This window comes from Bacillus cereus, from assembly GCF_002567495.1.
In the GTDB taxonomy this organism is placed as follows: Bacteria; Bacillota; Bacilli; order Bacillales; family Bacillaceae_G; genus Bacillus_A; species Bacillus_A cereus_AQ.
This window is the reverse complement of record NZ_NVAP01000047.1, coordinates 14,421-26,713: the sequence shown is the minus strand read 5'-3', so window position 1 is coordinate 26,713 and position 12,293 is coordinate 14,421. Positions and strand designations below refer to the sequence as shown.

Sequence of the window (12,293 nt, the reverse complement as noted above, 5' to 3'; positions counted from 1 at the left end):
TGTGTACTATCATGCAAGTTAGTATTTTATTAGTAATCATTTTCATCTGAGTTACTATTATAATTAGAATTATAAGAAGGACTATCATACCTAGAGGAATCTTCATTTTTGTAACTAGAAGTGCTATTATAATTGGAGTTATTATATGAACTATCAGAACTTGAACTATCAGAAGAGCTATAATAACTAGGAGAACTGTAGTCATCATAATAGTCATTAAAATCATCTTCATCATCCAAATCAGAATTTACAACTTTATTTGTTTTTGCTTTCTTTCCAGCTGTTTGAATCCTATAAGACGCATTCCTTTTTTTATTTTGTTTTCTTTTTCCATTTCCTTTAGATTGCAACGGAGGGGTATACGTTATAGGTATTACCCTTGATAAGCCCCTTACAAATAATCGAACAATACACACTAAAATCCACATGCAAATAATAAATACAAAGACATAAAGAGCAATGTTGTAAATCATATTGTTTATTGTATCTATCATCGCACCCTTTGAAATATTAAACATAAAATCAATCACCACCATTTTTTCTATAATTTTTATATTTAAAACGTTATATTACTCTAAGTAGAATTATAAATTATTTTTTCCATATTTTATATAAAAAAATATGAATTTGTTACTGCAGATTAGAATTAAGAAAAAGACACCCTGAGGTGCCTTTCAATGACCTTAGTATCATTTTTTAGTGTGAAAAGGCAAATTGTATACAGTTTGATACTCTCGCTGGATTATTTCATTTGTATATAAATTATTTTAAACTTTTCCTCATTTTCATGCATTTGAAATTTAATAGTGAGGGATACCGCTACATGCCCATCAGCTTAAGAAAAATTAATGTTCCAAAAACGATAAAAGGAACAAATTAATTTGCTCCTTTCTCACTTGAATTCCACATGAATTTTAGTATCAATGATTCCAAAAGCAACTTTACATGGGAACGGATTTTTTCCTGTTGAAGCAGCGCGCATACATGAAAGCACCCAATAATCCAATTCTAAAGGTAAACGGAATACTTGGATACTACTATCATCGTTTTTTACTGTTACGATTGGTGTATTTACCCTAGTTGTAGTGAAACCGTCCGTTGTTATTATTGCTACTGCATCATTATTATGAAAACCAGTGCTTAAAACCTCGTAAGTTATTCCATTGTTCTCATTGATAATCATAGGTATATTTAAATAGGGATAGTTATTTATATCATTATGAATAACTGTTCTTGCTGTATTCGTTCTTATCTGATTCCCTTGCATTTTATACACTCCTTTATAACAATCTAAATGTTTAAATCTATTCTATTTTACATCCAGTATATCTGAAAAATACAGTGTCATCTGATTATGGAAAGCATCCGTACATATGATAGCGTTATTTAACGGATCTATATCGATTATGGTCATATAATTAGTAAGTAAATAGCCGTCTTCATAATATGTAATTAGTATTTCTTCTTCGGATAATAAGGAACATAAAAGCATATTCTCAATCAGTTCTTTTTCTTCAGAGGTTAAAATAGGACGTGCTATTTTATTTTTCTCTTTGATTATTTTCCGTATTCCGGCGAATTGTTCTGGCATTGCTGCGAATGGCGCCCATTTTACCATTCCTCTGCCTCTTGGCATATTAGCGTTGTTCATGCTTTGTGTCCTCCTAATAGTGTGTTTCTGTATCTAGCTGTTGCATTATTTGTATACGAAATTCCTCTTAATATGCTATTCTTTCCAAATTTCGTGCGTATTTCATCCATTACTTTCGTTAGCTTTATTTCTTGTTCTCGTTGCGTGACATTATCAAAAAGTGAAATTTGTTCTTCTCCTTCTTGAAGTAGGTTTGTTAAGGATATGTTTATACTACGAATGGGTTCACCAGTATATTGCTGATGTAAAAAGTATGTACAGATATGATAAATATCCATCGTTAAATTTGTGGGACGGCTTAAAGTATGTATTTTTCTAATGCCGCCTGCACAATTCTTGCTATAACCAATAGAGAAATGAACGGTTTGAGCAAGTTTGTTTTGTTGTCTTAATCGATAGCAAACTTCTTCGGTATGTTCCAGCAGGATAATTGGAAATTCTTCTATTGTGTAGTCACGCATGAGAATTTGGCTTTTTCCAATAGAAGTTGTGGCAGGGACATATTTTTCTGAAATGCGACTAAAGTCAATTCCATGGCTATGTAAGTGTAATTCTTCTCCAATCACGCCAAAGCTTTGTTTTAAATATTTAAGAGGATAATTAGCTAAATCTCCAATTGAATGTATTCCTTTTCGATTTAACTTTGTTTCAGTTTTATGTGAAATTCCCCAAAACTTACTAAGTGGCCGTATGCTCCATAATTTTGTAGGTACATCTTCGTATTTCCAATAAGCAATTCCGTCTGTATTTTGCTTTGCTTCAATATCTAAAGCGACCTTACTCATCAACAGGTTAGGAGCAATTCCAATTGTGCATTCCATTCGTGTATGTTCATATATTTCACGTTTAAACTGTAATGCAAATTCATGTGGATTTCGGGCAAATAGATGGATGCTATCGGTAATATCCATAAAAAATTCATCGATGCTGTATTGATGAAAGTCTTCAATAGGAACATATTGTAGAGCTAACTTCGTTATGTAATTGGAGCACTTAATATATGTTCCCATAATTGGATTCACAATAAGAATATCTTTTTGTCGAGGAATCTCGTATAGCCTTGCCATCTTCTTTACACCCATTGCTTTTAATGGTGGAGTTGCGGCTAGAACAATTGAACCGTTTCTATTTACATCCCCGACTACAGCTAATTTTGTATGAAGCGGATCTAAGCCCAATTTAATACAACTAACTGAGGCATAAAAGCTTCGAAGATCAACACATAAAATGATTCTATTCGGTAAAATTGAATAGTCATACATCATAATTCCTCCTAATAATAAGAACATCCGTTCTTATTATACACGAACTTACGTTCTTTTATGAAGTGGTTTTTGAAAAAATATTTTATTATATGAAGTAAACATGCGCAGAATGAAAGAGAGAAGTAACGGCCTAATGTTATTGGAGCTTTTAGGTTATAAACAGTGTTAGCTATATTAGGTAGTGAGGGGAGAAAATGATAGGAGGGAAGTTCTTTAAATCATTTTCTAAGTATTTGAAATATAAGTGTTGACTGTAATTTATTACCTATGCTAACATATAGATAATTTAATTTAGGCGGTGGATATGTATTGGACTCAGACGTTGACTCGGATAGTTGGCTAAATAACCTCGATTTTCTTAGAGTACCTCTTATTATTTTGAGACTGTAGATTGTAAACAATCTTATATTACACGCAAGTAATAAATAGTAAGTAGGGAAAATGAAAATATATCAGGAGGTGAATCCTTTAGTTTTTACGAAACTAAGGGGATTAGTTGGACATATTTAATTTAATTATGGTAGCAGTTTTAGTCGCATGTACCGCGTTTTTCGTGGCAATTGAGTTTGCTATTGTAAAAGTAAGAGGATCAAAGATTGATCAATTTGTATTAGAAGGAAAGAAGGGTGCGTTGGCAGCTAAGAAAGTAACGTCAAACCTGGATGAATATTTGTCGGCTTGTCAATTAGGTATTACAGTTACAGCAATGGGACTAGGGGCATTAGGTGAACCAACTATTGAGAGACTTTTACATCCTTTATTTGATAAGTGGAATCTCAATCCTTCCATTGCAGGTGTATTATCTTTAGGAATTGCTTTTACTTTTATGACGTACTTACATGTTGTAGTTGGTGAATTGGCACCCAAAACATTTGCGATTCAAAAGGCTGATAAGGTTACTTTATTGCTTTCAGCACCGCTTATCTGGTTCCACAAAATCATGTATCCGTTTATTAGTTTGTTGAATGGCTCTGCAAGGATGATAACAAGACTATTTGGTTTAAAACCAGCATCAGAGCATGATGTCGTACATACAGAAGAAGAATTACGATTGATTCTTTCGGAAAGTTATGAACGTGGAGAAATTAATCAAGCTGAATATAAATATGTAAATAATATTTTTGAATTTGATAATCGTATTGCAAAAGAAATAATGGTCCCTCGTACAGAAATTATAGGGCTTCATGTAGACAATTCTTTAGCGGATCATATAAATATAATCCGTAATGAAAAGTACACACGCTACCCTGTATTTGGAGAAGACAAAGATGAAATCATCGGCATGGTGAATGTGAAAGATTTCTTGATTCGTTATATGAGTAATGAATCAAAAGAATTTAATTCTATTTCCTCGTATACGCGTCCAGTAATTGAAGCAATAGAAACCATACCAATACATGATTTATTATTAAAAATGCAAACGAAACGTATTCCATTGGCTGTATTATATGATGAATACGGCGGCACAGCTGGTTTGGTAACAATCGAGGATATACTAGAAGAAATTGTAGGCGAAATCCGTGATGAATATGATGGAGATGAGCTTTCACCAATTCAGCAAATGAATAATGATCATGTTGTCGTAGAAGGTAAAGTACGTATTAGTGAAATAAATGATTTGTTAGGATTACATATGAATGATAGTGATGTTGATACAATTGGTGGTTGGATTCTAATGCAGAATTATGATATCCAGGAAGGACAAACGTTATTTAGTGAAGGATATGCATTTACAATTCTTTCAAAAGATCCCCACCAAGTTAAGCGTGTTGAAATACAAAAAGAAATATTAGAAGCAGCAACTGTATAGTTGCTGCTTTTTATAGGGGTTGCAAAAAATGAAAGAAAAGATACTTGTAACATTAACCTTACCTGTTATGTTATAACAGGTTGTACAACTGAAACATATGGACTTACACAGTCAGATTTCAGACAGGTAGATAAAGAGTTTAAAGCAGATAAGATGATTAAACTACCTGAGGGATTCGGCAAAGCCAATGATATGATTATAGACGTACTGAGTACATGGCAACCGATTTTTGATGAAATAGATAAAGACCTCCCTGATGCGAAACGTAAAGCAGAGAAGAAAGTAGAAAGGAATTTAAATGATGATACAGAAGGTGAATTCCGTATTTATAAATTAAATCCTAAAAAGGTAAGCGGTTAAGAAAATAACAACGATTATTAAAGGGGTATGACGTATGAAATCGAAGAAACTACTCAAGTTAGCGATTCCGGTTATGTTATTAGGGGGTTGTGCTACGATTCAAGATTCACCAAAGAAAGAAGCAAAGACAGAAGTAAAGACAGAAGAGTCAAGCAAAGCGAAAGCTACTGAACAAGATAAAAAGTCTACTAGCTTAAAAGATGACGAGAAAGATATTCAAAGGATTCGAGTTTTAGAAGAGGATTATCCACAATACATGTTAGACATGGAGAAAGATTTAGTGAAGCGGTTAATTTTTTATAAAGATTCAATAAAATACTACCAAAAAGGTAGTAAATCAAGGGAAGAAGTCTTAGTTTCCATTAAAGACTATATGAAAGTACTGGATAAGATAGAGTCTATAGATGCCCCTTCTAAATACAAGGAAGATCACAAAGAAGTCCTTAAAGCAGTCAGTAAGTATAGGGGCTCCTTTGAAGAAATAGAAAAGGTATTCAAGAAAAAAGACTTCTCAATGGAAGCGGATAAGGAAGTAATTGAAAAGGCAGACAGTAGGCTATCAGAAGGTAATCGTATTTGGCTACCAGTGTTTGAAAAACTAAAGAATGAATCAAAAGGAGTACAAAGTTCTTCTGATTCATCTAGTGAAGACGCTTCATCAAGTTTTGTTCCCAAATCATCTTCACCTAACTCAAGTCAATCAGACAAGAGCCAAGCCGAAACAGGTATGTTCAAAGGTATAGTTGGTACTGATGAAGAGTTAGGAATAAACGATTCTAATACATCTAGGTACATTAAAAATGAAAGGTCTATTGTAGGTAAGTATGGTATTGATTTAGGAGACGGATTCAAAACAATATTTGATTTAAAAGGTGATATGACATTTTCTTTTTATAAGTATGGGGATTTTCCAAGTAGAGATAATCTAATGAAGGGAACATACGAGTTAGATGTACCTTCTTTACAATTAACATTAAAACTAACAAGCGTAACTGAGAACGGTCATAAGACTCAGAGAACTGAGAGTTTTAGATATCAGGTACAAAATTATGATTTAAATACGTTACAACTTTATAGTGCAGACGAAGATGTCCGTATGAGATTGATTAAACACGGGTAAATATATTAGTAGGGTTAGGTGAAAAAGCCTAGCCCTTATTTTAGGGGGATATTGCATAAATGGAGCGGGTTATACAAGAGATTTTTTCTCCAAGTAAAAACTATAAGGTTCAAATCATTAAAAGAAAGGATGGTCTATACACAACAGAAGCGTATAGATGGATGGAGGATTGTGGATATGAATTTTGGAGTTATATATCACAAGGATTGACTTTGATAGATAGTGAGGAACATGCGCGAAAGATTGCTGTGGAACAACTAATAGAATGTTCAGGAGAAAGGTTTAAAAATACGTAATTATATTTGTAATATTATAAAGAAGTATGATGTTTTATTAATAGTGAAAGAACACAAATCTTTTGTAAGTGAACCTAGTAGTATTAATTTCTAGATTCATATACTTTTATGAAAATACATGAATTGAATTTTATTTAATCCTATTTATTTTATTGGAATTGTAAGCTATACTAAAAGTAGGTGCAAAATGTACCATTTGAAAAAGAGTGCATTGCAAAAAGGGATCCGTAAAGGATTCCTTTTTTATTTCTGTGAAAATGAAGCAACGTTCTAATTATCTCTTTCTTTTTTATGAATGAACTACCACTTTATATACTTTAAAGGTATTTTTGGAAAATAGGGGGAGTAAATTATTTGAGACTTTAATAATTTGTTTTTATGAATTGTGCCTAATAGCCAAACGTATTTTTGAAAAATCGAAGTATAGCCTTCAAAAAGCAACCGGTGCTCGTATTTTATACAAACAAAACAGAAGCCTTAAAAAAGACTTCTATTTTGTGACATATAATGAATGATAAGGTGGTAAACAAATCAAGATAATGTGACTGAGCGGTAAAAATTTATTAATAGCTGTTTTAGATTCTCTTATAACTAGGCTAATTACGAAAAGTGAATCTCTACAATGATAATAAAAATTGAAAAATTTTACTCATTAAAACTTAGACTAACTACAGTTGCAATTGATTGGGCCGCATGTTCCCAGCTTCCATCTATAACTTTACCAATCTGCTGACCAAGTGCATTTAGATCATTTGGATTAACTGGAATTCCATTATACGCAGCAAGAATTGATAAAAGTGGAGCAGCAAATGGTGTCCAACCACCTCTATCAATATTAAATACAGGTTTATCTAGTACCTTTCCATCTTGTACTGTAAACTCATAATAAAATTGATCATCTGGACGAAAACTTAAATGATGAGAAATTTGCCCCTTAACATATTTTTTTCCTGCACCTAGATTTACTACTTCTATTTCTTTTACATTAAACTCATGCTCAAATACTTTAATTTTTTTGACTTCTGGACCATTTAAGGCAGCTTGAACGGCTGTTTCCAAATTATTTTGTGCAAAAGGCTGAATACTCAATTGTGCCTCTTTTGGTTGAATAGGAGCCTCTTTTTCTGCAGCAAACACCGAGGTAGTAGGTAGTGCACCTGTAGCTAATGTAGCTGCAAGTGCTGTTGTCATAATGATTTTTCTTTTCATCTTCATAGTTTTCCTTCCTCTCTTAAAGTTATGATATATAATCTTTTAAAGACTGACACGGTGCAATTCTTTTCATAATGTACGCAAAAAATCAGTTTAATAATTATGTGAAATTGTGTCAGAAAATTAAAGTTAATTATATATGTATTTAAGATGATATCTATCTACACATATTTTTTCAATTTTTAGATAAATTAAATGCTAATGACTTCTTAAGAATCAATTTAGCACCCTGTTTATCTATAATAGTCCTATAAAATACATTTAGTTCATAGTAAAAGTAATACATTTGATATTAAGTGTCTTACATAATGCGATAAAATTTCACAATTTTTTATTATAATATACAGAAAAGGGTAAAAACATAAGTAATAAGTAATACTTGTCATTGGTGTGAATTATACGAATCTACTTATTGTAACAGCTAAGATGTTAGATAATGTTTTTCTTAAAAATATTACTAATCCATATTCATGAAAAACATTTTAATGGATTAGTTTGATTCGATATAAAAAGAGGACGCATTTTTATTTGCGTCCCCTTTTTATGATAATTTATTTTACAAGTTAAGAAGAATCTTTGATCATCTAAATAAATTCTAGCACCCTATTAGGAGATACTAGTATAACAATAGGGACTTTTATTTAGGTCCTTTTTTATCAATCCGTTTAATTCTTTAATAATACTGTAGGCAAGCATAGTACTTAGTTCAGGAGCTTTTTCTATTATTTTATTGATAACACTCCTTCTTAGTACTATTCTAAGTATTTTTCAGCTAGGTAAGAAGGGTATGTTGAAATAGGAGGGCCCATATGAAAGTAGGATAAATTGGTCTTTGAAATTGGTATACAGTTCTTTAATAAATATAGTTTTTGCAATATATCTTTATCTATGGGATGAAGCATATAATCTGTCATGATGAAATAATTGTGATGGTAGATAAATACTTTTCCTTCCGGTAAAATCGCATGATGAGATAAATTTGGATAAATAGGTGATCCATCTGAAAGTTGATTTAAACTACGTTGTGAAACTTTAATAATTTCTTGAACTGAAAATTTAAATTTGCGAAATGCTACGGTGTTAATAAACGGACGTTTTTGATTGTTTTCTATATAAAATAACTCTCCTTTTTCATTTTGCACAACCCGTAGATTTGGAATTGACTCTGTAAGGGTTATGGGGGGACCTTCTGTATATTTGTAGATAAATGGATCGGGAATTAAAACAATTTCATTTTGATTATATTTGAAGTAAGAAAGCATGTCTTTTGAAATAAGCCTGCGTTTAAAGTTATCAATTAAAAATACTTCTCCGTATGAATTACTAAACAAAATACCATTTAAATCTTTAGAAGGGAGGTTAGCATATAGGTTTTGGAAAGAGAATGGTGTTTTAAAAGTAATATCGAGCACTTTGGGAATGGGATAAAAAGGTTGAAATGTATTTAGGCGTTTCCAAAACATTGCATCTCCAGCAAACCAATATAAAGGGTTTGTATCCCAATATCCACGGTACTTTTCATAGACTTTTAATAATATTCTTTTAGTATGCATAACTGAACAGTGATCTACAACATTAGCAGCTGTATATAAAATTTTCGAAGCTTCTCTTACAAATTCATTTGTAGGTTGTAGGTTATAATCAACATATTTAACGTATTGGGAAGAGTAGACTACATCAATTTCAGGGTTTTTTTCTAAGAAAGATAACATTTCAGCTAATCTGTTTGGAAGGTATATAGTGTCATCCGTTAAATAGCAAATATAATCCCCACAGGTTAATGGAAGTGCCTCATTGATAAGTGTTGCATATCTTGTAGTTTTATATCGTTCATCATCTTGTATAAAACTATTCTTATAAGTAATTCGAGGATCCTCTAAATAATTTTTTATGACATTTATAGTTTCTAGACAGGAGTTATCATCCATAATAAAAAGTTCCCATTCTTTATAAGTTTGCATTAGAACACTTTCAATAACTTGATTAATTAATGACGGCTTATTATAACTAGTAAGGATAATTGATATTTTGGGTTGCAAAGTATTCACCTCTATTGAGAATATTGAATGTGTTATTCTGTTGAAATCTAATAATTAAAGCTTTATCGACACTTTCTTTTTTATACTTAAATAGTTTATTACTTCTTCATAGATATGGTATGGACTATAATCGAAAAAAAAGGACATAGGTGAATATAAATACTGCTATTAATTTTTTATAGATAAAGTAACCTTTTTTAAAATTATCGGAACGGTTTGTCCTTTCTATTTATATAATAACGTAACTGTTTTTGTATTTATTGATAAGGAGGAGAGGGATATTTGCCTAAAATTTCAGTTATAATGACAAGTTACAATAAGCCTGCATTTGTTGAAAAATCGATATTAAGTGTATTAAACCAAACCTTTCAGGATTTCGAGCTTTTTATAATGGATGATGATTCAGATGAATTGACCCAGAAGGTGATTCACCCATTCATAAATAAGGAAAATGTACATTTTTATAAAAGTAATGTAGCTCATATTTCTGAAAGGACAAAAAAAGTAAGATATGCTGCTTTAATTAATGAGGCACTTAAGCATGCTAAAGGGGAATATATAACTTATATTACAGATGATAATCAATATGAAGAAGAACGTCTTAAAAAGATGTCTAGTTATCTTGATGAGAATGAAGATGTTCAAATTATTTACTCTGCATCAAAAACGATTCATATAGATGAATCAGATATGCCTATTAAAACGGTTGAAAGACCTGCAAAAAAAATTACGAATAATGCACCATGTACCATTGATCATTGTTCTATTATGCATAGAGCATCTGTTTTACCAATTCTTGAAAAAAGGTGGAATTCTTACTGGGATGAAGATCCTCAGTTTTACCGGATAGGAGATGCACGTTTCTTTTGGAGATTAAATCACTATTGGGATTTTTATCCCTTAGATGAAATTTTAGATATTAATTATATTACTCCTCATTCAATACATGCACAGTTATTTGCAGAAGAAAAAAATGAATTTGTACAATTATTACCACCACAAAGAACATGCAAAGAATTAAGAGAAGATCTAAGAAAAAAAAGAGGGTGAAAAATTGAGTGACATTTATTTGAAAAATTACTGGCTATTAAATCTAGAGTATATAAATATTTTTTCAGGGTTAAAGCATTATAACATTCCATTACCATTACTAAGTAATTTTTACCAATATTTAGATGAAGATATAAAAAATAAAATGAAAGATAATAATTTTTACAAGCAATTGTCAATTGAGCCAATAGCAGAAGCACAGTTACAGTTAGAGTTTGAAAAAATAATTTCTGCATTTCAATCAAAAATAAAAAGAAAAAATCAAAATGGAGCAATTCTCCTAAATTCAGATTATCTCCGTTTTTCAGTAAGTAACTTTACCCACTTTAATCCAAATCAAACAAAGATATTAACTAGATCAAAAAAGACCGAACTCTACGGTCTTCCTACAGTTTGTGCACTTGATTATATAAATAAAGCCACTAATACCGCACATGTTTTTATAGAAAAAGCTAAAGAAATCTTTTTAAAGTTTAATAAGCACCCACTATTTTCAAACATGTTTTTTCAAAAAAAATTACTCAGCGACCTTCCTATCATGATCGAGAAACTTAATATGGCGCATTTTATTTTTAAAGAACAAGATATTTCTGGTGTGATTGTTGGTACTACGGAAGATATAACAAGTAGAGCGCTTACGTTTCTTTCTAGTAGTGAGGGGATACCAAGTTATTGTCTGCAGCATGGTGCAATAATGGGAGAAGAAGCATACTTTCCGGTTTTCGCAACAAAACAGGTCGTATATGGGAAATATGAAGAAGATTGGTACCTTCAAAAAGGGGTAAGTGAATCTCAAATTGAAATACTAGGGCACCCCAGATATGATGAAATCTTTGATAGGTTATATATGGATAAAAAGAATCTTTTTAATAAATTAAAAATAGACCCCTCTACAAAAGTGGTTTTTATTGCAACCCAGCCATTTAAAACTTCATTTTATACTGAACTGACAGAAAAGCTAGTGAAAGACAAAAATATTACGGTTATTATAAAGCCTCACCCTTGGGAAAAAGGGCGTAATTTAGTAGGAGAATATATTAAATTAAGTAACTTATATCCAAATGTTAAATATATAACAAATGAAGTGAACATGTATGATGTTATTTTACATGCAAATCTTGTGGTTATCTCAAATTCAACAGTAGGATTAGAGGCAATGTTGTTAGACATACCTGTAGTTGTTTATAAATCTTTATTAGAGGAAAGGGATTATAAATATTACGATACATTAGATTGGCTTGTAAATCATTCCATGGAGGATATGACTAGCACGATTAAAAAAGTTCTACATGATCCTTTACAATCTGATTTAGCAAAAGAATTAAGAAAAAAATTTATTAATGAAAACTATCCGCAAGAAGCATGCACAAAAAGATTAATAAATTTAATTCAAGGTGAAAAAGATTAAACGCATCACCATCTATAAATATTTGAAGTGAAAGATTATATCCTCAGTTTTCGATGATTAATATGTATCTTAAACTCGCGAC

Annotated in this window: 12 protein-coding genes; 6 read left to right on the top strand and 6 right to left on the bottom strand. The window is 31.3% G+C overall.

Annotation, left to right across the window (positions count from 1 at the left end; all coding sequences use genetic code 11):
• Positions 1–29 precede the first annotated feature (29 nt).
• The 4 genes from COK05_RS23140 to COK05_RS23125 all read right to left on the bottom strand — a co-directional run bounded on the left by COK05_RS23140 (position 30) and on the right by COK05_RS23125 (position 2,913).
• Entirely contained in the window at positions 30–518 is a 489-nt protein-coding gene (locus tag COK05_RS23140; protein WP_098614423.1) for a hypothetical protein, read from the bottom strand.
• A 374-nt stretch (positions 519–892) separates the two neighbouring features.
• Positions 893–1,267 carry a hypothetical protein gene (locus COK05_RS23135; RefSeq protein WP_098614422.1) on the bottom strand — a complete coding sequence of 125 codons (375 nt, stop codon included), beginning with the start codon at positions 1,265–1,267 and terminating at the stop codon, positions 893–895.
• Between the two features lie 42 nt (positions 1,268–1,309).
• Complete coding sequence (locus tag COK05_RS23130; RefSeq protein WP_098614421.1) at positions 1,310–1,651, bottom strand: YolD-like family protein; 342 nt, start codon at positions 1,649–1,651, stop codon at positions 1,310–1,312.
• The gene (locus COK05_RS23125) at positions 1,648–2,913 is read right to left on the bottom strand and encodes a Y-family DNA polymerase (protein ID WP_098614420.1); all 1,266 of its coding nucleotides are present in this window, start codon (positions 2,911–2,913) and stop codon (positions 1,648–1,650) included. The genes COK05_RS23130 and COK05_RS23125 overlap by 4 nt, the downstream gene beginning before the upstream one ends.
• Before the next feature lie 499 nt (positions 2,914–3,412).
• Here COK05_RS23125 and COK05_RS23120 point away from each other — a divergent pair, with 499 nt between their 5' ends.
• The 4 genes from COK05_RS23120 to COK05_RS23105 are packed head-to-tail and all read left to right on the top strand — an operon-like array spanning position 3,413 to position 6,502.
• Positions 3,413–4,726: a hemolysin family protein gene (locus tag COK05_RS23120; RefSeq protein ID WP_098614419.1), complete on the top strand. Its 1,314-nt coding sequence runs from the start codon at positions 3,413–3,415 to the stop codon at positions 4,724–4,726.
• Entirely contained in the window at positions 4,727–5,086 is a 360-nt protein-coding gene (locus COK05_RS31100; protein WP_255290349.1) for a hypothetical protein, read from the top strand.
• A gap of 34 nt (positions 5,087–5,120) precedes the next feature.
• Entirely contained in the window at positions 5,121–6,206 is a 1,086-nt protein-coding gene (locus tag COK05_RS23110) for a DUF3994 domain-containing protein (protein ID WP_098614418.1), read from the top strand.
• Positions 6,207–6,265: 59 nt separating this feature from the next.
• Positions 6,266–6,502 (top strand): hypothetical protein, encoded by a 237-nt coding sequence (locus tag COK05_RS23105; RefSeq protein ID WP_098614417.1) that lies wholly within the window; start codon positions 6,266–6,268, stop codon positions 6,500–6,502.
• Positions 6,503–7,147: 645 nt separating this feature from the next.
• Here the strand turns inward: COK05_RS23105 and COK05_RS23095 are convergent.
• Together COK05_RS23095 and COK05_RS23090 are read right to left on the bottom strand one after the other, a co-directional pair.
• The gene (locus tag COK05_RS23095) at positions 7,148–7,717 is read right to left on the bottom strand and encodes a hypothetical protein (protein WP_000782792.1); all 570 of its coding nucleotides are present in this window, start codon (positions 7,715–7,717) and stop codon (positions 7,148–7,150) included.
• 749 nt (positions 7,718–8,466) lie between these two features.
• Complete coding sequence (locus tag COK05_RS23090) at positions 8,467–9,753, bottom strand: glycosyltransferase family 2 protein (RefSeq protein ID WP_098614416.1); 1,287 nt, start codon at positions 9,751–9,753, stop codon at positions 8,467–8,469.
• Positions 9,754–10,035: 282 nt separating this feature from the next.
• Between COK05_RS23090 and COK05_RS23085 the strand changes: the two genes are divergently transcribed.
• Both COK05_RS23085 and COK05_RS23080 read left to right on the top strand, forming a co-directional pair.
• A complete protein-coding gene (locus tag COK05_RS23085; protein WP_098614415.1) occupies positions 10,036–10,803 on the top strand; it encodes a glycosyltransferase family 2 protein in 768 nt (255 codons plus the stop codon).
• A 4-nt stretch (positions 10,804–10,807) separates the two neighbouring features.
• Entirely contained in the window at positions 10,808–12,211 is a 1,404-nt protein-coding gene (locus COK05_RS23080) for a CDP-glycerol glycerophosphotransferase family protein (RefSeq protein ID WP_098614414.1), read from the top strand.
• The last annotated feature ends 82 nt before the right edge of the window (positions 12,212–12,293 follow it).